General features: G+C 62.7%; 24 protein-coding genes and 1 pseudogene. 12 read left to right on the top strand and 13 right to left on the bottom strand.

Features of this window, described 5'->3' with window-relative positions:
• Positions 1-18: 18 nt before the first annotated feature.
• On the top strand, positions 19-747 hold the full coding sequence (locus tag RH91_RS19050) for an SDR family NAD(P)-dependent oxidoreductase (RefSeq protein WP_010164841.1): 729 nt from the start codon (positions 19-21) through the stop codon (positions 745-747).
• Positions 741-1658 carry an alpha/beta hydrolase gene (locus RH91_RS19055; RefSeq protein ID WP_010164842.1) on the top strand — a complete coding sequence of 306 codons (918 nt, stop codon included), beginning with the start codon at positions 741-743 and terminating at the stop codon, positions 1656-1658. The genes RH91_RS19050 and RH91_RS19055 overlap by 7 nt, the downstream gene beginning before the upstream one ends.
• A 353-nt stretch (positions 1659-2011) precedes the next feature.
• On the opposite strand, the gene RH91_RS23640 is transcribed toward RH91_RS19055, so the two are convergent.
• The 5 genes from RH91_RS23640 to RH91_RS19070 form a co-directional block, all read right to left on the bottom strand.
• Positions 2012-2134 carry an aldose epimerase family protein gene (locus tag RH91_RS23640; protein WP_157137057.1) on the bottom strand — a complete coding sequence of 41 codons (123 nt, stop codon included), beginning with the start codon at positions 2132-2134 and terminating at the stop codon, positions 2012-2014.
• A 6-nt stretch (positions 2135-2140) separates the two neighbouring features.
• On the bottom strand, positions 2141-2269 hold the full coding sequence (locus RH91_RS23505) for a hypothetical protein (RefSeq protein ID WP_010164843.1): 129 nt from the start codon (positions 2267-2269) through the stop codon (positions 2141-2143).
• Between the two features lie 154 nt (positions 2270-2423).
• Positions 2424-3233 carry a substrate-binding periplasmic protein gene (locus tag RH91_RS19060; RefSeq protein WP_157137031.1) on the bottom strand — a complete coding sequence of 270 codons (810 nt, stop codon included), beginning with the start codon at positions 3231-3233 and terminating at the stop codon, positions 2424-2426.
• Between the two features lie 41 nt (positions 3234-3274).
• The gene (locus tag RH91_RS19065; RefSeq protein ID WP_010164845.1) at positions 3275-4216 is read right to left on the bottom strand and encodes an MBL fold metallo-hydrolase; all 942 of its coding nucleotides are present in this window, start codon (positions 4214-4216) and stop codon (positions 3275-3277) included.
• 38 nt (positions 4217-4254) lie between these two features.
• Positions 4255-5046, bottom strand: a complete 792-nt coding sequence (locus RH91_RS19070) for an NADPH-dependent F420 reductase (protein WP_269724696.1) — start codon at positions 5044-5046, stop codon at positions 4255-4257.
• Positions 5047-5068: 22 nt separating this feature from the next.
• On the opposite strand from RH91_RS19070, the gene RH91_RS19075 reads away from it, so the two are divergent.
• Positions 5069-5959 (top strand): LysR family transcriptional regulator, encoded by an 891-nt coding sequence (locus RH91_RS19075; RefSeq protein WP_029624078.1) that lies wholly within the window; start codon positions 5069-5071, stop codon positions 5957-5959.
• A 362-nt stretch (positions 5960-6321) separates the two neighbouring features.
• On the opposite strand, the gene RH91_RS19080 is transcribed toward RH91_RS19075, so the two are convergent.
• The 4 genes and pseudogenes from RH91_RS19080 to RH91_RS21800 all read right to left on the bottom strand — a co-directional run.
• Positions 6322-6585: a protocatechuate 4,5-dioxygenase subunit beta gene (locus RH91_RS19080; RefSeq protein WP_010164850.1), complete on the bottom strand. Its 264-nt coding sequence runs from the start codon at positions 6583-6585 to the stop codon at positions 6322-6324.
• 63 nt (positions 6586-6648) lie between these two features.
• Positions 6649-7404 (bottom strand): glucose 1-dehydrogenase, encoded by a 756-nt coding sequence (locus RH91_RS19085; RefSeq protein WP_010164851.1) that lies wholly within the window; start codon positions 7402-7404, stop codon positions 6649-6651.
• 281 nt (positions 7405-7685) lie between these two features.
• Positions 7686-8186: an oligoendopeptidase F gene (locus RH91_RS19090; protein ID WP_010164853.1), complete on the bottom strand. Its 501-nt coding sequence runs from the start codon at positions 8184-8186 to the stop codon at positions 7686-7688.
• A gap of 207 nt (positions 8187-8393) precedes the next feature.
• Positions 8394-8597, bottom strand: a pseudogene (locus tag RH91_RS21800) (IS3 family transposase); the annotation flags it as partial.
• A 142-nt stretch (positions 8598-8739) separates the two neighbouring features.
• Between RH91_RS21800 and RH91_RS19095 the strand changes: the two are divergent.
• Positions 8740-9687 carry a helix-turn-helix transcriptional regulator gene (locus RH91_RS19095; protein WP_081469587.1) on the top strand — a complete coding sequence of 316 codons (948 nt, stop codon included), beginning with the start codon at positions 8740-8742 and terminating at the stop codon, positions 9685-9687.
• Here RH91_RS19095 and RH91_RS19100 read toward each other — a convergent pair.
• Together RH91_RS19100 and RH91_RS19105 are read right to left on the bottom strand one after the other, a co-directional pair.
• A complete protein-coding gene (locus RH91_RS19100; RefSeq protein ID WP_010164858.1) occupies positions 9684-10163 on the bottom strand; it encodes a VOC family protein in 480 nt (159 codons plus the stop codon). The genes RH91_RS19095 and RH91_RS19100 overlap by 4 nt on opposite strands.
• Positions 10156-11043 (bottom strand): fumarylacetoacetate hydrolase family protein, encoded by an 888-nt coding sequence (locus tag RH91_RS19105; RefSeq protein ID WP_010164860.1) that lies wholly within the window; start codon positions 11041-11043, stop codon positions 10156-10158. The genes RH91_RS19100 and RH91_RS19105 overlap by 8 nt, the downstream gene beginning before the upstream one ends.
• Before the next feature lie 312 nt (positions 11044-11355).
• On the opposite strand from RH91_RS19105, the gene RH91_RS19110 reads away from it, so the two are divergent.
• The 3 genes from RH91_RS19110 (at position 11356) to RH91_RS19120 (ending at position 14704) form a co-directional block, all read left to right on the top strand.
• Positions 11356-12210, top strand: a complete 855-nt coding sequence (locus RH91_RS19110; protein WP_010164862.1) for an alpha/beta fold hydrolase — start codon at positions 11356-11358, stop codon at positions 12208-12210.
• Between the two features lie 26 nt (positions 12211-12236).
• Positions 12237-12923 carry a cupin domain-containing protein gene (locus RH91_RS19115; RefSeq protein ID WP_157137032.1) on the top strand — a complete coding sequence of 229 codons (687 nt, stop codon included), beginning with the start codon at positions 12237-12239 and terminating at the stop codon, positions 12921-12923.
• 65 nt (positions 12924-12988) lie between these two features.
• Positions 12989-14704 carry a ubiquinone-dependent pyruvate dehydrogenase gene (locus tag RH91_RS19120; protein WP_010164865.1) on the top strand — a complete coding sequence of 572 codons (1716 nt, stop codon included), beginning with the start codon at positions 12989-12991 and terminating at the stop codon, positions 14702-14704.
• A gap of 162 nt (positions 14705-14866) precedes the next feature.
• Here RH91_RS19120 and RH91_RS19125 read toward each other — a convergent pair whose 3' ends face one another.
• Entirely contained in the window at positions 14867-15667 is an 801-nt protein-coding gene (locus RH91_RS19125) for a helix-turn-helix domain-containing protein (protein ID WP_037479882.1), read from the bottom strand.
• 189 nt (positions 15668-15856) lie between these two features.
• On the opposite strand from RH91_RS19125, the gene RH91_RS19130 reads away from it, so the two are divergent.
• From RH91_RS19130 to RH91_RS22110, 3 genes are all read left to right on the top strand, one after another.
• Positions 15857-16381, top strand: coding sequence for a nuclear transport factor 2 family protein (locus RH91_RS19130; RefSeq protein WP_010164868.1), 525 nt, complete (start codon positions 15857-15859; stop codon positions 16379-16381).
• A gap of 72 nt (positions 16382-16453) precedes the next feature.
• Complete coding sequence (locus tag RH91_RS22105) at positions 16454-16771, top strand: hypothetical protein (protein ID WP_051116743.1); 318 nt, start codon at positions 16454-16456, stop codon at positions 16769-16771.
• Between the two features lie 197 nt (positions 16772-16968).
• The gene (locus RH91_RS22110; RefSeq protein WP_051116744.1) at positions 16969-17244 is read left to right on the top strand and encodes a hypothetical protein; all 276 of its coding nucleotides are present in this window, start codon (positions 16969-16971) and stop codon (positions 17242-17244) included.
• A 271-nt stretch (positions 17245-17515) separates the two neighbouring features.
• On the opposite strand, the gene RH91_RS23245 is transcribed toward RH91_RS22110, so the two are convergent.
• A complete protein-coding gene (locus RH91_RS23245) occupies positions 17516-17770 on the bottom strand; it encodes a GNAT family N-acetyltransferase (RefSeq protein WP_010164869.1) in 255 nt (84 codons plus the stop codon).
• A 640-nt stretch (positions 17771-18410) separates the two neighbouring features.
• On the opposite strand from RH91_RS23245, the gene RH91_RS19145 reads away from it, so the two are divergent.
• Entirely contained in the window at positions 18411-19178 is a 768-nt protein-coding gene (locus RH91_RS19145) for an SDR family NAD(P)-dependent oxidoreductase (protein ID WP_029624081.1), read from the top strand.
• Positions 19175-20224, top strand: coding sequence for a glycosidase (locus tag RH91_RS19150; protein ID WP_010164871.1), 1050 nt, complete (start codon positions 19175-19177; stop codon positions 20222-20224). The genes RH91_RS19145 and RH91_RS19150 overlap by 4 nt, the downstream gene beginning before the upstream one ends.
• The last annotated feature ends 15 nt before the right edge of the window (positions 20225-20239 follow it).

A 20239-nucleotide genomic window follows, 5' to 3' on the forward strand; every position in this document is an offset into this window, starting at 1 on the left:
CACGGCGTCGACATCCGGGTGATCGAGCTCGATGTGCAGGACGAGACGTCGGTCAACGCGGCCGTGGCGCAGGTCATCGCCGAGCAGCGATGCATCGACGTTCTGATCCACAATGCCGGCCACATGACCTTCGGCCCGGCAGAGGCATTTACGCCCGAGCAGCTCGCCAAGGAGTATGACGTCAACGTCGTGGGGACGCAGCGCCTTAATCGCGCAGCTCTGCCGCACATGCGCACCGGCGGCGGCGAGCCGCTGATGATCTGGGTCGGCTCGACCAGCACCCGCGGCGGGAGCCCGCCCTATCTGGGCCCGTACTTCGCCGCCAAGGCAGGAATGGACTCGCTCGCGGTGAGCTATGCCGGCGAGGTGTCCCGCTGGGGCATTGAGTCCGTAATCGTGTCACCGGGCGTCTACACCACGGGCACAAGTCATTTCGCCCATGCGGACCACCCTGCCGACACGGCCCGCGCGGCCGAGTACGCCAACGGCCCGACTAGAGAGCTCGGCGACCAGGCGATGAAGGGCGACGAGGCGGTCCAGACCGACGACATGGATCCCGCCGATATCGGCCGCGAGATCGTGCGTCTGGTGGCCATGCCCTATGGTAAGCGACCGTTCCGCGTCACGGTCGACCCGACCGATGGCGGTGCGGACGAGATCAACAAGATCGGGGACCGCGTCCGCGCCGCCTACCTCGAGCGCGCCGGGATGGGTGACACCCTGCATCCCACGAGACAGCCGTGCTGAAGCAGGCCGTCCATCCGATCGATCCTCGCGACGTTGATTCCTGTGTCGCTTATCGTGCCGCAACCGCGCCACGCAAGGGCGTGCTTCTGGGCCCGGAAGCGCGAGTCATGTTCAACGCCGCGCGCGCCGCAACTCCTATGGCGCAGGGCGTACGGATCGAGCCCGATGTGATCGGCGGTGTTCGCGGTCTTTGGTGCCGCGTGAGCTCCCATTCGACCGCCGCCTGCGCCCTGTTCCTACATGGCGGCGGCTATGTGCTCGGATCGGCGGCCGCGACGGCGAACTTCGCCAGTCATCTAGCGATGCGGAGCGGCGCCGACACCTTCGTCGCCGACTACCGACTTGCCCCCGAGCATGCGTTTCCGGCTGCGTTCGACGACGTGCTGGCGGCTTACACCGGACTTGCGGAGATGAGCGCGGGCCCATTGGCTGTCACGGGAGAGTCGGCGGGTGGCGGCCTTGCATTGGCGCTCATTTCCATGCTGGCCGACATGCTCGCGGTTCGCCCTCCGATCGCGGCTGCCGTCATGTCGCCCTGGACCGACCTGACGCTCAGCGGGGCAAGCTATGATACCCGCGCAGAGGCCGATCCGATCTTCACGCGCGAGGCGCTGGCGGCCCTCGCGAACAAATACCTCCAAGGGCAAGACGCCACCGACCGACGCGCGTCGCCGTTGTCTGGATCGCTGTCGGGCTTGCCCCCCATCCGCATCGATGTGGGCGAGGACGAAGTGTTGCTGGACGACGCACGACGCTATGCCACGAAGGCGGGCAACGCCGGCGCGGCCGTAACTCTGAACGTCTGGCAGGGTATGCCGCACGTTTTCCAAGCGCGGGTGGGTGCCCTGATCGCCGCCGAACAGTCGTTCGAGGCTACCGGCGTCTTCCTCGCCGAACAGCTTGCACGCTGATTGACGCGAGGGTCGCGAGGCTCCCCGTCCTCGGAGCGGGGTGTCGTTTGATGCGGCTACCATCGCCGCGGCACAAGTATTGAGGTGCTACGCGTCGATCAAATCCTGCTTCGACTGGCCATGCTCGCCCTTCCAAGGACTCCACGGTAGCTCACGCCTCCTTCGACCAGGCCGACCCTTTTCGCATTCGAGTGCGAGCCGATTGCAAAAGGCAATGCGACCTCCCTGCGCATGGTTCCTCCCCATGGCAGGAGCGATTGTGCTCTAGACGCGAGCTGTCACTAAACCGACGTCTTAGGCGCTGCTATCGAGCCCTTGTCGCTGCTTTGAACGCGTGGTTAAATCAACACCGCTCAGCCCTCAGCGGATAGGCTTAGCTGATACCTACGGCCGTCGAGCGTGAAGGGGCCGTTGTCGATCCAGTTGGAGAACCGCCCGATCAGCGCACCGAAATAATATCCGGTGCGCGCGCCGATCGTCTCCTAGTCGCGCAGGGTCGGGAGGCCGAGCACGATCGGAGCGACGCGGCCCTGCCAGTCCGGCGTACTGACATCTTTGATGATCCCGCCATAATTGACGAAGCTCACCCGCACGCCGCTGCGGCTGGTCATGATAGCGGGTAACGGACCGGCCGTCCGCAGTGGCCCCGAATGGCGCGCTGGTCAGCGACGCGACCCAGGTCGGGACGCCCATGAAAAGCAGCGTCGCGCCGCCACGGGCGGAACGAGCGCCGCAACGATCATCAGATGGCACCGCCGCATCGTGTCAGCTTCCCGCCAGTTCGACCTTCGCCTGCTCGGCATCGGCCAGCGGCTTGGTAGCGACCGCAACTGCGCGGAGCCAGGCAAGGAACACCGGCTGGTCCTTCGCGATCGCCATCCCGATCGGAATCGGAAGCTCTTTGCTCGCCAAGCAGGCCTCGCCCCTTGGTAAGGACACCAGGCCGGGTGTCTTCTTCGCGAGGCCAGCGAAGAAGTACTTGTCGATGGTGGTCACATCGGCGCGACCCGACATGATCTCGTCGACGGGCACGTCGGCCAGGTTGCCCGGGACGCCACGGCTGGCCGTCTTGGGCAGACGCTTCTGCAACCAATCGCCCTGCGGCGAGTGGGTGATGAAAGTGACAGTCACATCGGGCCGGTTCATGTCGTCGATGCCGCTGGCGCTCGCCAACTTGGGGTTATCTGCGCGGCCGAACAGGCACTGCGCGGACACCGAATATTCAATCATGTCGACCAGCCTCTGACGTGCCGGCGTGGCCAGCAACGGTGCGACGGTGATATCAACGGCGTCGCTCGAAAGGACGGCCACCTTGGTATCGAATTCGACCTCGACCGTTTCAAGTTTCACACCGAGGCGCTTCGCATATTCCTCGGCCAGCACCCATGCCGGACCCTCGAAAGGAGCGTCTGCTTCGTTCGGGTTACGCTTGAGCCAAGGATATTCATCCAAGACCGCCATGCGGAGCGAACCGCGCTGCCTGATCGCGTCGATCCGGGTGCTTGTGCCCGGAATCGGGGTCGGAACGTCGGTCGCCTTGCCGACCGTCGGCGCCATCGCGATCAGCACCGCCATGAGCATCAGGCCCGCCATTGACCTTCTGGAGGCGCCGAACCTCACTTGACCGGCCGGACCGGGGGTTGGGAGAGTTCCTTGAACAGTCCATCGACGTTGTTCGTGACGATGTCCTTCTGTCCTGTGGGGTTCGTGTATCGGAACCGCGCATTGATCCGACTGACGGTGGCAGTCTTGGCCGCGTCGGTGAAACCTCCCCTTACGATCTCCTCCGCCGCGATCGCCCGGCTTGTGCGCAGGTACTGCCGCTCGTCGTCGTACATCGGCTGCATCGGCCCGGACGCCCCGTGGCCGGGATGCACGATGCGCGCGTTGGGGAACGAGACCTCAAGCTTGTCAAGGATCCCGAGCCACGGGCCACTGTTACCCTCGGCAATAGGACCATGCAGCCCGTTCAGCACCACGTCCCCGATGTAGAGATCGCGGGACAGGGGCAAGTAATAGGCTGTGGTGTCGTGCGCTTCGCCCGCACCCAGTTCGCGCGTCAGGATGGTAAGGCCGTCGATCGTGAGCGTCGCGTTGTCGTCGAAGCTCCTGTCCGGCGCCACGAACACCTTAGGGGTGATGTCGGGAGCCTCCTTTTGGGTTATCGCGCTCCAACCGTAGGTGTCTTCGCGGATCGCCTTCGCGGTCGCCTTCGAGGCATAGACGACCGCTTCGGGAAACGCCTGCTTGAACTGGCCGATTCCGGCATAGTGATCAGGATGCGCATGGGTGATCAGGATCGCGCGCACCGGCTTGCCAAGCGCCTTAACCGCGGCCAGCGCCTGCGCGGCGTGGACCAAGTCGCGTTGAACGTCGATCACAACCAGTCCGCCGCCGGGCGTCTCGATCCAGTAGGTGTTGACCGTACCCGTGCCTTTGTACGTCCATACGCCGGTGTTGGTCGCTGCCGCCGGGGTGGAGCCCGGACGGCTCTGCGCCACGGCAGGCGGGGAGGCGAACGCGATGGCGGCAGCAGCTGCGCAGGTGATGAAGCGCATATCTCGTATCCTCGTTATCGATAGGGTCTGCGGTCTTCTCAAGCGGGCGTATCGAAGCTGCCTGGGCTGTCCGGCGTCGCACGCCACTCGGGCTTACGCTCGTTGATCGCTCCGGCGAGCGCGCGGCGAACGCCTGCTACGTCGTAATCCTTGAGGTAGCCGGGCGTGCCGGGCTGCTGACGCCATGAGTCCGCGATGTCGCCGGCGTCTACCGTGTCGAAACCGATGCCGTCGATCAGCGCCATGACTGTCGCCTTGAACTTGGGATCGTCGCCCGCCACCGCCAGCGCGATGCGGTCTACCGCGCCTGCCGGCTTGCCACCATTCTGCAGGTGGTCGGCGATAATCGAGTTGAACGCTTTGATTACCGGGCGACTGAGATGCTTCTCGACCCAGCCGCTCTCCGTGCCCCCGTCCTCAATCCCGTCGAGCTTGCCGTCACGCTCCCGAGGATAGTAGTTGCTAGTGTCGATGACGACGAGATCGGCGGGCGCGTCGGCGAACAGGTCGCCGGGAAGGCCGGGTATGTTGTGCATTGGGATGGTGACGACCACCACCTCCAAGCCCGCCACCGCGTCGGCGATCGTACCTGCGGTAGCGCCAGTCTCCTCCGCCAGCGCCTGTAGGGTGGCGGGGCCGCGCGAATTGGCGACCGTGACCTGATGCCCTGCGACGCGGAACCTGCGAGTCAACGCGCCGCCGATATTGCCTGCGCCGATGATGCCGACTTTCATTTGGATGACCTCTGAAAAATGCCAGCGACCAAGCGCGCTGCTGAAAACGTTAGATGGCGAGTTGCGACGGCTCCATAAATGCTGTTCACAACCCAGGTCTCACAACCAGGAGTGGCGAGTGGACCGGATTACCAGCATGACTGCGTTTACCAAGGCGGCGGAGGTTGGATCCTTCGCTGCGGCGGCGGGCGCGCTGGGCATCTCGTCGCAGATGGTCGCCAAGCATGTGACCTACCTGGAGGCCCGGATCGGCGCGCGCCTGCTGAACAGAACCACCCGGCGACAGAGCCTGACGGAGATCGGCAAGACCTATTACGATCGATGCAAGCTCGTACTCGCCGATGCTGAATGGGCGGACTCACTAGCTGACGAAGCAAGGGGTGAGCCACGTGGCCGACTGCGGATCAATGCGCCAGTGACGTTCGGTACGCATAGCCTGATGCCGCTCGTGACGCGCTACCTGCAGCGTCATCAAGCGGTCGAGATCGACCTCGTCCTCAGTGATCGCTTTGTCGATCCGACCGAGGAGGGTTTCGAAGCGGTATTCCGGATCGGCGAGGCGGTCGCTTCCAGCTTCACCGCATGCCCGCTCGCACCCTTCCGCCTCGTAGCCTGCGCATCCCCCGCCTACCTGATCGAGCGGGGTGCGCCCTCCATTCCCGCGGCTCTGACGGAGCATGACTGTCTAGGTTATGCCAACCCCTCGGGGCCGACCGTGAACGACTGGAGGTTCATACGCGACGGTCGGACGCATGCGGTTGAGATCAGCAGCCGACTGCGCGTCAATAACGCCGCAGCCCTGCTTCAAGCGGCATTGGAGGGCTTCGGGATCGCGTTCATTGCCGAAGATCTGGCGCGCGCATCCCTGTCGTCCGGTCGCCTGGTCCGAGTGCTGCCCGATTACGACACTCCGTCCCGCCCGATGCACCTACTGTTTCATCCGGACCGACGGCAGACGCCTAAGCTAAGGAGCTTCGTCAGCGAGGTAGTCGCGGAATTTAAGCCGTGAAGCAGGTGGCGCCTGGCCTGCGCTCCGCGAGACAAGCCTCCGATCAGTCCGATCCCTGGACGATCACGGTCTGCAGTGTGACCAATCGGCCGAGCATACCGAGGTCGCGACGTGCGAGCACCGGGTTGGCGGCATGACCGCCATGCTGTGCCGCGATCACGGCCTCAGCGATGCGACGTCTCGGAGACTGCAAGTTGGTATTGTCTCGACAGGGGCATACGCTTCCGCGAATGCGCCGGCACCTGCGAGGGCGATCCTCATGCCGCCGTCCCCGTGTGGCCGACCGCGGTGTTGCTCGCGGGCAAGTAGTAGAAGAGGTGCATTTCATGCGCCCGTGGTCCCAACACACCGCGCATGATGAGTTACATGACCAGCTCGATTGCCTTGCTGCCCGCCTGGCGCAGGTAGTCGATGTGTGGCTTGTGGCACAGCTTGCCCGGGTCGATGGTCAGCGCATAGAGAAAGTCGGTGCCCCACGGCTTGTTGATGAGACCGGCGGTAGGTTCCTGGACGCGGGAGGTGGCACCGGCCTGCTGTTCATGCTGTGCCGCGCAGCTGCATTGATCGGCGGGCTGGTCTTCCGCAGCGCTACGGGATATCGTCCTCTCACGATTACTGAAATGCATTGGTAGATGAGTCAGCGCGAGCCGGCCGGCTCGCGCTCTATTGCAGTACCGGTGATGCTGGAGTCATCGTCGCAGACCGCCGTTAGCGTCTAGGACCTGACCTGTTACCCAGTGCGCGGCATCGGATAGCAGGAACGCCACCACGTCGGCGATATCATCCGGCGTTCCTAGCCTCCCCAGCGCGGTGTCCTGAATCGTCTTCTGCTTAACCGCGTCCGAGTTGGCCGTCTTGAACTTGTCCGTGGCGGTCGCACCAGGGGCGACGGCGTTCACTGTGATGCCAAGTGGTCCCAGATCCGCCGCGAAGGCCCGCGTGAAGGCCTCCAGCGCGCCCTTCGTCCCGGCATAGAGCGATGATCCCGGCATCGGAGTCCGCGCTTGACCAGACGTCATGTTTACGATTCTGCCGCCTCTTTTCGCCCGACGAGCGAACTCGATCGTGCACAGCAGCGGGCCTTGCACGTTGGATTTGAATATTTGGTCATATTGCTCAAGCGTGACGTCGTGGACCGATGCGTGTGGGCCGCGCGTAGCGGCGTTGTTGACCAAGAGATCTACCGGGCCAAACGCCACCTCCGCCTCGTCGAAAAGCGAAGCAATTTGCCCGGGATCGCTTGCATCGGCCTGCACCGCGATTGCGACGCCGCCCTCCGAAGTGATCGCCGTTACGATCTTGGTCGCCGCGGCCGCGTCGCTACGATAATTCACCACGGTCATGGCTCCCTGCGCCGCAAGTCGCTGCACTATACCGGCACCGATACCGCCGCCCGAGCCGGTCACGATCGCCACCTTGCCGGCCAGTATCGAATCATCGACCATGTGTCGTTCCCTTCGTAGTTGGATGGCGCCATGGGGAACCGACCCTGCGATTAAGGATCAAGGCCCTGGCTTGCAGACCGATCGTCGACGCGATCGTGCGGTTTTGCAATAGCATCTTGCCGAGGAGGGCTTCGAAGCGGTATTCCGGATGGTCGAGTTGGTCGACTTCAGATTCATCGCGCCCGCGCTCACACCCTTCCGTCTCGTGGCCTGCGCGTCCCCCGCCTATTTGCTCGAGCGGGGCGGCCTCCGTCCCCACGGCCCTGAAGGAGCATGACTGTCTAGGTTAAACGAACGACGGCAGGCGGGATCCACGCGGCTGCGTCATCCATTTTGACCGAGAGGGCATTTGCAAGCTGAAGGCGCTCCTGCGCCGGTGCATCCCGGTGATCGGCGTCGGCCGCCAAAGTCGCGTAGGTTTCGACCTTTTCGGCTTGCCTTTCGAGATCGGACTGTAGTCGTAGCACCTCCAGGAGTGTGTCTGGACTGTCGATAGGGTTAGCCTCGCGTAGAGTATCCAAATGACCGAGCACTGCTGTGCGTGCTTCATCCCGTGACGCGACGTTTGGATAAATGTCGGCCAAGTTCCAAGATGGTTCTGTCGTAGAGATTCCTGCGCGTTCCAGCTGAGCCAGCGTCGGCATTGCAAAACCGGACAACGCGACGCCCAGGAGGCTGCGCCGGACCATGACACCCTTTGGCACGCGGAAGTCGTCGACGAAGGCACGCTCCACGTTTTCATCCTGGCAGCTATTGCGGCGGGCAAATCGATTGATTGACATAAATCCGCTCCATCGGGTGACGGATCTCGAAGCGGTTATTCGGGCTTCAACCGCAAACAGGTTTCGCCGAACACCCGATACGCTTCGCCGAACCCGGTAGCCTGGCCGACTGCCAACAAGCGGAACCACCCTCAAGATGAGAGATACAGCTCAGGCAGCGCGTGCTCGATTGGGAACGTCTGATGGGAGACCGGCACCCATATCTGCAACGACTGACCGCAGGCCGTCGTCCTTGGGCAGGCCACCACGCCGTGGGTGGGCCTTCAGGCCGTGGACACGCATCAGCCGCTCAATACGATGCAAACCACATGATAAGCCTTCGGCCATAAGGTCGTGCCAGACGCAACACGCGCCGTATGTCCGATAGCTGGAGATGAAGCTGGCCCGGACCTTGGCGCCGAGCGCCTCATCGCCTCAAATTTGAACTTCCGTCGTTACGTCATCATACTCCGGTTTCAAAAATACCTTATCTCGGTGTCCACGGAACAGGCAGCAGCTCACTATCGGTTGAATGACACTATGTGCTATGCACTAGCCGTCGAGGAGATTTTCGATGTACCGAGCGGGCAAGATTGGGTCTGGGTTGCTGAACCTTGAGCGATCGGTCTCATGGGGACGCACTCCTTCTCTTATTAAGTCTTCTCCTGGCTCTTCCAAGATGATTGCGACTAGGTGGAGGGATGGACAGTCCGGGGAGACGGAGCACTTTTCGGCAGGGCTCGCAGCCCATTATACGGTTGTAATACCGCTGGAGGTCGCCTGGGTCTCATGCCACATCGACGGCAAAGCAAAATATGAGGGTCCGTCCAACACCGGCATGGTGTCCATTACCGCCCCATCGAGAGAGGTGAGGTGCAGGTTCCGCCGCCCTTTCGAAGCGATACACATCTTCATCCCGACCGAGATGGTGCCGAGTGCGTACGAGGATTTATATCAGGCAGCCGCACCATCTGGTCTGGAGCTTGATGACGATCGATCACATCACGACCCGGTGCTTTGCCAAATGGCGGGTCTCATGGTCACCATGGCGGAATCGGAGGACGACCAGCTTCTGCTTGAGGCCGACGTGCTTGCCGCAATGGCGCTGAACAGGCTTCTGGGCAGACACGCCCGTAGCGCGGGGCAGCGAGGGGCGGCGGGGTCCTCAATGCCGCCATGGCGCATCCGCGCCTCGTTGGAGTTTATCGAGGCGAATCTTTCCGAACGGCTGACGCTAAAGGATCTTGCGGACCATGTTGGATTAAGTCCGGTGTACTTTGCGGCCCAGTTCGCCAAGGCCTTGGGTCAGACGCCTAGCAGGTATCTGCTTAGGCGGCGCCTAGAGCGGGCTCAGGAGATGCTGGTGCTTCAGAATACGACGCTCTCGGACATCGCAATGAGCGTCGGCTTCTCGTCTCAGACGCACTTCACCACTGCATTTCGGACAGGGGTCGGGGAGTCACCCGGAAAGTGGCGTCATCTTGCCAGGGTTGCCGCCGCAGCAGCTTCCCCCGAGAGCTAGTTCCGAAGCCAGATGTTGTCCTCGTCTGGCTTTTCTTCCGGCCCGTGCGTTTCTAGCGTATACAGCCTGAGCCGGTGCCCGTCCGGGTCGTCGAAGGCGATCAGCCACGCCTGTATCGCGACGATCTCGCCGGAGTTCTCGAGCCCGAGCTGATTAAGCCGTTGCCGCCAAAGCTCAAGCACCGCCCGGTCGCTGACTGCAATAGTGAGAAAGTCGAACCCACGCTGGCGTTCAGCGTGCTCAGGGTTCAGCCGAAGTTCCAGCTTGGTCCCCAGTCCAGGCACCTCGCAGATGTACGCGTAGAGCGCTCCATCGTCCTCGCGTCGATGATCGGCCTGCGGTATCCGCTCCGCCCCGAAGACCTGTTGGTAGAATTCGAGTGAACGATGCAGGTTTGTGACGGGGAGTTTGATGTGGTGGATCCCCTTGATCGCCGGGGTGTCGGGGTTGGTCATCGGCAGCATTTCCTTATCCATCGGAGCGCATCGTCACTTCGAGGACGCCGACCTGCTCGATCTCGGCGCGGATGTGATCACCTGGCTTGAGCCAGCGGTCGCCATGTACGCCGGCGGAACCGGAAGGTGACCCCGTGAAGCAGATATCACCGGGTGCCAGCGTAATGTATTCGCTGATCGTCGCCAGCATCTCGTCACACTTGTAGAGCATCTCGGAGGTGCGGGCGTCCATCATGGTCTCACCGTTGACAGATAGCTGTATTCTCAGATCGTCTACGTTATCGATGAACTCCGCGGGCACGATGGCTGGACCGCATGGCGCCATCGTGTCCTGCGCCTTCCCTCGAAGAAGATCGACATGGAGTTCGTTGTCGACAGGGATAAGATCCCGACAAGAAAGATCGAGGCCTATCGTGTATCCGGCAATGGCCGCGGCCGCCTCCTCCTTGGATGCGTGTCGAAGAGGCGCCCCCACAACGATGGCCAGTTCACATTCCCAGTCGAACTGCTTGGTCGAGCGCGGGATTCGCACCGTCTCGCCTGGGCCGACCAGCGTCGTCCTCGGGGGGCGGATGAAGAACGGCATGACCGCCCACTTCTCCACTTTAAGCCCCATTTCCTTTAGGTGGCCGGAATAGTTCGCGCCCACCGCCAGCAGGGTATCGGGATATAGGATCGGGGCGAGCATATGGGGATCGGCGATGGCGCTCGATGCCGGAGCCGCGTCCGCCAACGTCTTCAAACGCGGTAGCATGGAATCCCACGATCTCAACACGGCCAGCGCGTCGACGCCCGCCAGCGCGGGATCCAGCTGAGCCAGCAGGAAGCATCGATTCGCGACGATAAGTGCCGCTGCCGGCCCGGTTTGCGTGCTGACAGTGGCCAGCGAGAATTGTGTCATGTCGGTTGCTCCATCGTTGAGCATCGTAACGCGACCCGCCGGTAAAGTTACCATCCTGCTTAAAGACGACAGCGCGTATCTGAAATTTCCAATCAAAAGCGGAATACGGAAGCGGCGATCAGACCCCACAACCAAGCCAGAAAACTGCGGCGATCAAGCAATCTCCTAAGCCACACGCCATCCGAAAAGGCCCGTTCACTCCGGGGATCTCGCTATGGCCGTAGCAAATTATCCCAAGTCCGCGACAGCCATTAACGCAAGCGTCGGGTCCTCTATTGGCGGCCTGCTGCAATCGGCGATCGCGCGCGCGCAATGACGGTCAGCTCGCCCGACCGCAGGTCCGCGATTGAGCGTGACGTCTTGGAAAAATTGGTCCGGTTCCAGCGCGACTGGCCGCGACGGTCGGTCGAAGTCGCGGGTCACAGCTGGATCTATCGTAGGAACCAAGTCGATCGAAGCAGGCCTCCTGTCGTCTTTTTGCCCGGGATCCAGGGCGGAGGCGATCTCCTGTTCGATGGGGCAATGGCGCTTGGCGGCATGGTCGACGTGGTCACTGTCGACGCCCCGAGCATCACGGACGCCCAGGAGATGACGCGGGGCTTCGCGGACTTCTTGTCCGCGCTGGGTTTAGAAAGGGTCAGCGTCATCGGGTCGTCGCTGGGAGGATACCTTGCCCAAGGCTTCGCGCTCTCGCATCCCAATAGGATCGAGCAACTCATCGTCGCCAACGGCTTTTTCGACGTACGCCCGTTTCTGGCCCAGTCGCCGCCAATTTCCGTCTTCGAAGCAAAGGACGCGGCAGCTATCGTTAAGGCTAACCTCGCTGGCATCCCCGGCGACGCTTCCGATGACGACGGACACATACGGTTGAAGGCGGTGGTTCAGGCCCTTGTGGGCCCGCTTCAGCCATTTGATGGATACAAGTCGCGACTGCTGCTGATGATGGCCGCCCCTCCGCTCGCTCCTCCTGCCTTGTCCCCCGCGCAGGTCATGGTGCTCGACGACGACGCTGACCCCCTGTTGCCGCCCGCCATGCGTGATCCGGTACGGGCCCGCTTCGCCGGGTCTGAGCAGCACCGGATCGAGGGCGGCGGCCACCTGCCGTCGGTGCAGCGTCCCGCTGAGTTCGGACGACTAGTGCGGGCCCGCTTTGACGTCGCAACCTGAACACGCAACATGAAGGAGAACGTGTCATGCTACCTATCCGCTGGATCACCCGTGACGAGATGCTGGCCGGCTATGTCGCCAGGTTCAAGGACCTGAAGGGCTCGAGCCACGGCCTGCCCGACAGCGAAATCGAGGGCCACCAAAAGTTCATCCTGAACGTTTTCGGCTTCGAGCCGCCCAAGGGTGCCGATGCCGTTAACCCGGTGGGTGACGACACGCCGTCCGCGATCCATCCAAAGGCTGGCTTTAGCGTAGGCTTTCTGCGCGCCAAACCTCACAACGGCCCGGTGCTGCACAACCACAACACCAACGAGACCTTCATTCCGCTGACTGGGAAGTGGCGCTTCACCTGGGAGTCCAGTCCGGCGCACATGGAATCGGCGGATCTCGATCCCTACGACATCGTGTCATTTCCGCCGGGCGTCCCGCGTTCGTTCGAGAACCTCGTGCCGGCGCCCGATGACGACCAGGGTTTGCTGATCGCGATCGTCGGCGAAGACTCTCCGATTTCAGAGGCAATGCCGGGCGTCAAGCAGCTGCTCATGCAGGTGAACAAGGGCGAACTGCCGATGCTACGGACGGGACCGGAGGATGAAACCCAGAACGCCGGCTCGGCTCAGGAACCCGCAGCCTCGCCAGCGCCGGGCGGAGAGGCGGATACGCACGCCAAGTCGATCCTGATGACGACCAAGGATGGCGGCTTCGGCGGCTGACGACGGCACTGCCGGCCGACGCCTTCGCAGACGGCGTCGGCCACCTAATAGGAGGGAACGATCCAGTGAGCCAGACGGTGGCAGATATCATCATCGAAGTGCTGGCGGAGGCCGGGGCGCAACGGTGCTACGGGGTTCCTGGAGACACGCTTAACTACGTCACCGACGCGATCCGGCGTAACGGAATGCGCTTCGTCCATGTGCGGCATGAGGAGGCGGGGGGCTTCGCTGCCGCGGCGGACGCGATGTTGACTGGCGAACTTGCGCTGTGCGCCGGATCCTGCGGGCCCGGCAGCCTGCACTTCATCAACGGACTTTACGATGCGCACCGCAGTCGCTGCCCCGTCGTGCTGATCGCGAGCCAGATCGTCCGCAGCGAGATCGGCTTCGACTTTCCTCAGGAGGTCGACTTCCGCTCAGTTTACGCTGCGTCCAGTGTATTCTGCGAAGAGATCCGCACGCCTGAGAACGCACGCCGGCTTACCATGGCTGCCGCGCAAGCCGCGCTTACCAAACGCGGCGTCGCCGTGCTGATCGTTCCAGCCGATGTGTCCCAGGCTAAGGCCCCGCCGCAGCCGCCCTTTCGTGTGCATCGCACCACACCCGTTACACGTCCGGGCGACGACGAGCTGGCGCGCATCGCCGAGGCTCTAAATAGACCTGGCAAAGTTGCGATATACGGAGGCTCGGGATGCCAGGGCGCGCATGACCAGGTCGTCGCGCTTGCCGGGAGGCTAAAGGCGCCCGTGGCCTACACGTCCCGCGCGAAAGACTTCCTCGAATACGACAACCCGTTTGCCGTAGGGATGACGGGCGTCTTTGGTGTCGAGAGCGGGTATCGGGCCCTGATGGAGTGCGACACGCTGCTCCTCCTTGGCTGCGACTTCGCCTGGCGTCAGTTCTATCCTGACGGCGCCACGATCGTGCAAATCGACATCGACGGAACCCATCTGGGACGCCGGCACCCGATCGACCTGGGTGCCGTTGGGGACATCGCCGCTACGATCGACGCGCTTCTCCCCCGCATCGAACCGCGCGACGATGATCGATTTTTAAAAGAGATCAGACGCACGCGTGACGAGGCGTATGCGAAGCTCGACAGACGGGCCGTTGCGAGTGACCACAGCATACATCCCCAGTACCTCGCGCAGCTCATTGCCAAGCACGCCGAGCAAGACGCTGTCTTCACGGCGGACGGCGGGTCGCCAATGGTATGGCTGCTGCGTCACGTCCCAGCCAACGGGCGGAACCGAACGGTGCTGAGCCTTACACACGGGACGATGGCCAACGCCATGCCGAACGCACTGGGGGCGGCCGCCGCATTTCCGGGCAGGCAGGTCATCTCCCTGTCCGGCGATGGCGGGATCGCCATGATGTTCGGCGACCTGATGACGGCTGTCCAAGAGCGTCTTCCGATAAAGATCGTGGTGTTCAACAACTCCTCGCTCGCCTTCGTCGAGATCGAGCAGAAAGTTGAGGGTTTGCTCGACGCCTTCACCGATCTGAAGAATCCCGACTTCGGACGCGTCGCGGAGGCGATGGGCCTGTGGGGCAGGCGTGTAGAGCATGCAAAGGATCTCGAGGCGGCGGTGGTCGAATGGCTGGCCGCGCCCGGCGCTGCGCTGTTGGATGTGGTGACCGACCGTTTCGAGCTGGTGATTCCTCCGCACATCGAGCCCACCCAGGTTTACGGCACAGCACTTTACTCAACCAAAGCGATGCTCGGCGGCCACATGAAGGACGTGGTCAACCTCATCGGCCACAACTTCCTAGAGAAATGACTCGAATGACCACACTGCCGACTTGGAAAGGGTGACTCGAAGCCGCTTGGACGCATAACGAAAGCCTGTTTTGCCGTACCTCGAAGCGGAAGTTCTAACGTTGAAAAAGGGGTTGCTTTGGCACGTGTAGGCGAGTGGCTCTACCTGATGGTTAGTACAGCCTCAGGGACCATCCATGAAGGTAGCGTGGCAGCGTTCCGTCTCCTCGTCGGCGGGGAACATACATTCGACCCGGAGTTCCTGCGCGGCAACCGTAGTTGGGGTTCCGATGGTGGAGACCATGGAGAAATAATTAAGCGTCACCCCGTCCTTTTCGAACCCGAGCGGGATCATCGGAAGGTCCGCGCTCGCACCGCGGAATCCGCGACCGTCCTGCATACCGGAGTAGGCGAGGAGCGCGTCTAGCAGCTCGCGGGTCTTCGGGTCGATCACGCGGCCGACGGCCTCGCGGCGCACTCTGTCGATAAGCGACGCTGAGGTGCGCTCCCAGTCGCGGATAAACGGGCGCATGCCGAAGGGATCGAACATGAGGTGCAGGAGGTTTCGCGGACCCGCTCGCGCGGCCATGTCGACGAACCGCCCGAAAAAGCGCGGCAAGGCATCGTTGGCCGCCAGTACATTCCAGTGCCGGTCCATCAACACGGCCGGATAGGGCTCCTGTACCTTGAGCATGCGGGCCACGGCTTTAGTGATGATCTTCATCTGCGGCGCGTCCCACGCCCCTTCGGGATACAAGGGGGCATAGCCTGCGGCGAGCAGCAGGACGTTCCGCTCGCGAAGCGGCACGTCGAGCGCCTCTGCGATGTTAACGAGCTTGTCACGCCCCGGCGCGCTTCGCCCGCTTTCGATGAAGCTCAGGTGACGCTGGGAGATGTCGGCCTCGAGCGACACGTCGAGCTGGCTCCGACCCCGGATCGAACGCCATTCGCGCAGCAGGTCGCCAAGATAAGCGGTCTTGGTCATGTCGCGTCTTTCCATTCTAATTTAGCGTCGCATTGCGCTGCAAAGCACGGTTAATTGATTCGACGCTAACTTCTATTACCTCTAAGGTAATTGCGACGATTGTCTCGTTCGCTAATTGGCGGTGGCGGATCGCGCCGTCGCCGACTGGCACCGAGCATGCTCCGACCTGACGTAAGCGGAGGAAGAGGCATGGACTGGTCCATCGATGTCGGAGCGAGCCGGAGGCAGCTGCTTTGCGCGGCGCTCGGCGTGGCCGGCTTCTCGTACGCTCTTTCCCTGGCGGCAGCCATCCGGCCCACCCGTATGCCCAAAGAGGAGGCAGCAATGATACAAGTGACCTTCACCAAGACCCAAGCGCCCGCCTGGCTGATCGGCTTCTGGCGCGAGATCGACGACAAGACATGGGGTAAGGGCTTCGACTGCTTCGCCGAGGACGCGGTCTGCAACCTGGGCGTGGCCGACTGGCACGGTCGCGAGGCCATCCGTGAGAACCTGCGGAAGTTCATCGACTCCGGCTTTACCGCGCATCACGAGGTTCTAGAGTATTGGGACAGCCCGCATCTTAAGGTGTTCCGCGGCAAGGTGACTATGACCCCCGACAACGGCGGTCCGGTTGTCCATCCGACCATGACCCACTTTTTCTACATGGACGAGCGGAGCCAGTCAAAGGTCAAGCACTGGTTTGGCGCGGTCGGCCCTGTTTCGTTCGGCTGACCTGGATGATCGGCGGCCGGTCCAGCAGGATCGCGCCGCCGATGCTTTGACCCCAGCTCGCAGGAAGATTTTATGCACTCGCCACCATCACGATCTACGGACGCAACAGACGCGGCTCGGACGCTTCCCGTCGTCTTCGGGGACCGCCCGCGGCCCGCACGGCGCGAAGGGGCGATCACCATTGGTGCGCTCATTTTCGACCGTCTCGATCAGGTCGACTGCGCCGGCCCGTTTGAAGTGTTCTCCCGCATCCCCAGCGCCAAAGTTCATGTCGTGGCGGGCTCGCTCACACCCGTAGTCGACGTCAAGGAGTTAACCTTGACGCGCGTCCTCCGGATCGCCGAAGCGCCCCTGTTCGACGTCCTGCACATTGCCGGCGGGCTCGGCTAGCAGGCCATCATGGACGACCCGGAGGTGATCAGCCTCATCCGTCGCCACGCGACAGCAGACCGCTTGGTGTTCTCGGTGTGTACGGCGGCGCTGCTTTACGGGGCTGCGGGGCTGCTCAGGGACCGAATGGCGACCACCACTGGGCGGCGCACGACCTCCTGCGCTTCTGCCGGGCGACGCCCGTCCGTGCTAGGGTGGTGGCCGACGGCAACTACGTCAGCACCGCCGGCGTAACCACCGGGCTCGATAGGGCGCTGCTGGTCGCGTGCCTCTTGCGTGGCGACGCCATTGCCGAGCGGATTCAGCTCGACATCGAGTACGTGCCTGAGCCTTTGTTCCACAGCGACACGCCGGTGCCGGCTAGCGAGGATGTGCTGGCCGCGTTCTTCGAGGCCTACGGCGCCAACAAGGAGTCGCGGGAAGCGGTGGCGCGGCGCTTCGTAAAGCGGCTGAACGTCATCATTCTGGCCTGACGCCGCGCTCCCACGAAAGGGCTCGGTTCCGACTCAGGGCGAAATGAAACCTAAGCAGATCGGCCGGATTTGGAAGGATAGGCGACAGGCTGCTTTCGGTTTAGCGAGAAGCGCTATCGGCCGATCCACTGCGCCATGCCAATCGATGCAGGCGCAGTGGGGCTGAAGCCGTATTGAGCGTAAAGCCTGTGGGCCTCACCGTCAGCGACTAGGCTTACATAGGCTTCGGCAGGCGCTACCTGCCGAAGTGCTTCCATCAAGTTCGACACGATCACTTTCCCAAGGCCATTCCCTGATGTGCGGGTTCAACTGCGATATCGACGATTTGGTAAAACAGCCCGTCGCCAATCGCACGACCCATGCCGACCGCACGTCCTTCATGGCGAACTACGACAGCGACCACCGTGTTTGGCAAACCGGCCTCGGCAGCCGCCTGGCTTCGAGCGGTCAATCCAGCGGCGACGCGCAGCCGTCGGTAATCGTTCACCGTGGGGGTTCCAACGGTGTGATCATAGCTGCTGTCCATCGCTCACCCCTACCAACTCTGATTGTGGAATGACGGGTTCGGGAGCGGGGAGCAACCGTGCTAAACGGCAATAAGCGGGCGATTGCCGAGTGCACCACGCGCTGAAGAACGCCTGCGCATCGGCCGCCAGGGCAAGATCTGCGACCGTAATCCCAGCGACAGCGCGCTCCACCAGTTAGCGGCCCTTTGCCAACGCTGCCACATGCTTGACGATGGCCCGAAGCATCGACGCTGGCGTCGGATGAACGCGCACTATCGTCGCGCGCTAGGCGACCTGTGCTACGGTCCTTATCCGGTTCTTGGGGCCGACTTGATCACGCCCACTCCGATCAGCATGCGTGATGGTGGGTCGCCGCCCTACTACACCTGGCTTTGGTGACGAATGACCATCGTAGCTGCCCCAAAGAGATCCCAAAAAGGCGCCGCCCTATTTGCTTTGTTGCGCCTTCACCCGTATTTCGGGTCGAATTCTCCAGGCGCTGCCCGTAAGGGTATGCCCACTTTGGGGGTCTTTTTTTGTCCCGCTGATTAGATCGGGTGTTACGCCTCTTCCCTAAACCCGCGACGGCAATCGCGCAGCAGATTGAACATTCCCAGGCCGAAGTATGGCGAACGGAGAGTCTTCGACAAAGGAAACGTTATGGTGAACGGTAGGTGTGTATTAGTGAGCGGCGCGGAAAGCGGGATTGGCGCGGCTTGCGCGATTGCGTTCGGAGCGCTCGGCGACAAGGTAGTAGTGCTGTTCCACGATGCCCATAACGATGGAGGCGATACCGTCGCAAAGGTGAAAACGGCGGGCGGCGACGCGATCGCGGTCCAATGCAACGTCGGCGACGAGGCATCGGTCGAGGCGGCATTCGCGGCCGTCGAGCAGGCATTCGGGCTCGTTACCGTTCTGGTCAACTCTGCCGGCATTAACATGGCGGGCGTTCCAGTGCGGCAAATGACGATGGCGCAGTGGCAGCGCATGCTCGATACCGACCTGACCGGCGCGTTCCTGACATCGCGCCGTTTCGTGCGTGACCGGCCCGCAAATAGCCCCGGTGCGATCATTCACATATCGTCGATCCATGCCTATGCGGTCCGGGCTGGCGGAGCCGATTATTGCGCCGCCAAGGGCGGCTTGACCAATTTGATCGAGACGCTTGCGATTGAGGAGGCGCCGAATGGCATCCGCGTGAACGCCATCGAACCGGGCATGATCCTGACCCCAATGAACGAGCGAGCCAGCGCCGATCCGGTCTATCGCAAGACGCTGGAACAGAACATCCCGATGAACCGGGCGGGCAGACCCGAGGAGGTGGGCGATCTCGCCGTGTTCCTTGCCTCCGACAAGGCCACCTACATCACCGGCGCTAGGATTGTGATCGATGGCGGCCTATCGCTGATGCAGGCGATTGGCGCATGATCGGGGACAAGCCCGCGACGCCTACGTCGCCCGCCGCCGCCGCCACCAACCAGACCGAGATCGCGCCCGGCGTACCGGTCATCCGGTCGCGGCTGCGCGCCGACAGCGTGACCGGCGACCGCAAGGTGCTGGTCTATCCGTCGTCCGGCTCGGTCGATTTCAACGTTCAAGAACTGCAGGACATTCAGCTAATGGGTCCGCCGCTGCTGATGGGGCGCGATTTGATGAGCCCGTATGTCTGGCTGGAGCCGGACGGCCGGTTCGGGATCATGGTGCGCGCGGTAACGCGGCCCGGCGAGCCGATGACCGACACCGGCATCATCTGGGCCGGCTGGAGCGATGACGGCGTAAACTTTGCGATGCTCGACCAGGCCTCTATTTTGCCTGGCGGTACGGGCGAGAAGGATTCGGGCGGGGTGGAAGACCCCACCGTGGTAAAGATGGAGGACGGGAGCTACGTCGTCTATTACACCGGTGTTGAGGCCGACATGGCGCATGGCGAGATGTTCTACGCCGCCGGGCTGGGCATCGACAGATTGGTGAAAGCGGGCGTGGCGCTTGCCTCCACAAAGTCGCTGGGTAACACCAAGGAGGCCACGGTCGATCGCGAGAAGGATGGGCGATGGAGCCTGTTCTACGAATATGCGGCCGACGAGGCGAGCCGCGTAGGCTTGGCGATCGGCCCCAAGGTGGATGGGCCGTGGGACGAGCAGCCAACGCCGTTCATGCCGCGGGAGGACGGGTGGGACAACTGGCACCTGTCGACAGGTCCGATGTTGCTCGACGATCCCGAAATGCCGGTGATGTTTTACAACGGCGCGACGCACGATGCACGCTGGCGGATCGGCTGGGTGGCGTTCGACCGCGAACTCACCCGCGTCGTCGACCGCTGCATCGAGCCGCTGATCACCCCGCCGCCGGTCCCCGACCGGACGGCGAGCGACATCGCTTTTGCCGCTTCCGTTACCAGTCGCGACGGCGAGGTCTGGCTATACTATTCTCTTGAAGACCGGCGTCTGTCGCGGGCCCGCCTGAAGCGCAGCTAAAGGCCTAGCTGCCGC

Origin of the sequence: Sphingomonas sp. PAMC 26617, from assembly GCF_000242835.1 — a bacterium.
Taxonomy (GTDB): domain Bacteria; phylum Pseudomonadota; class Alphaproteobacteria; order Sphingomonadales; family Sphingomonadaceae; genus Sphingomonas.

Excerpts from the sequence above, each read along its gene's own strand:
- RH91_RS23505 (WP_010164843.1), bottom strand. The coding sequence starts at position 2,269 with ATGACCAGCCGCAGCGGCGTGCGGGTGAGCTTCGTCAATTATGGCGGG.
- RH91_RS19060 (WP_157137031.1), bottom strand. The coding sequence starts at position 3,233 with ATGGCGGTGCTGATCGCGATGGCGCCGACGGTCGGCAAGGCGACCGAC.
- RH91_RS19065 (WP_010164845.1), bottom strand. The coding sequence starts at position 4,216 with ATGCGCTTCATCACCTGCGCAGCTGCTGCCGCCATCGCGTTCGCCTCC.
- RH91_RS19080 (WP_010164850.1), bottom strand. The coding sequence starts at position 6,585 with ATGCATTTCAGTAATCGTGAGAGGACGATATCCCGTAGCGCTGCGGAA.
- RH91_RS19085 (WP_010164851.1), bottom strand. The coding sequence starts at position 7,404 with ATGGTCGATGATTCGATACTGGCCGGCAAGGTGGCGATCGTGACCGGC.
- RH91_RS19090 (WP_010164853.1), bottom strand. The coding sequence starts at position 8,186 with ATGTCAATCAATCGATTTGCCCGCCGCAATAGCTGCCAGGATGAAAAC.
- RH91_RS19095 (WP_081469587.1), top strand. The coding sequence starts at position 8,740 with ATGTACCGAGCGGGCAAGATTGGGTCTGGGTTGCTGAACCTTGAGCGA.
- RH91_RS19100 (WP_010164858.1), bottom strand. The coding sequence starts at position 10,163 with ATGGATAAGGAAATGCTGCCGATGACCAACCCCGACACCCCGGCGATC.
- RH91_RS19105 (WP_010164860.1), bottom strand. The coding sequence starts at position 11,043 with ATGACACAATTCTCGCTGGCCACTGTCAGCACGCAAACCGGGCCGGCA.
- RH91_RS19110 (WP_010164862.1), top strand. The coding sequence starts at position 11,356 with ATGACGGTCAGCTCGCCCGACCGCAGGTCCGCGATTGAGCGTGACGTC.
- RH91_RS19115 (WP_157137032.1), top strand. The coding sequence starts at position 12,237 with ATGCTACCTATCCGCTGGATCACCCGTGACGAGATGCTGGCCGGCTAT.
- RH91_RS19125 (WP_037479882.1), bottom strand. The coding sequence starts at position 15,667 with ATGACCAAGACCGCTTATCTTGGCGACCTGCTGCGCGAATGGCGTTCG.
- RH91_RS19130 (WP_010164868.1), top strand. The coding sequence starts at position 15,857 with ATGGACTGGTCCATCGATGTCGGAGCGAGCCGGAGGCAGCTGCTTTGC.
- RH91_RS22105 (WP_051116743.1), top strand. The coding sequence starts at position 16,454 with ATGCACTCGCCACCATCACGATCTACGGACGCAACAGACGCGGCTCGG.
- RH91_RS23245 (WP_010164869.1), bottom strand. The coding sequence starts at position 17,770 with ATGGACAGCAGCTATGATCACACCGTTGGAACCCCCACGGTGAACGAT.
- RH91_RS19145 (WP_029624081.1), top strand. The coding sequence starts at position 18,411 with ATGGTGAACGGTAGGTGTGTATTAGTGAGCGGCGCGGAAAGCGGGATT.
- RH91_RS19150 (WP_010164871.1), top strand. The coding sequence starts at position 19,175 with ATGATCGGGGACAAGCCCGCGACGCCTACGTCGCCCGCCGCCGCCGCC.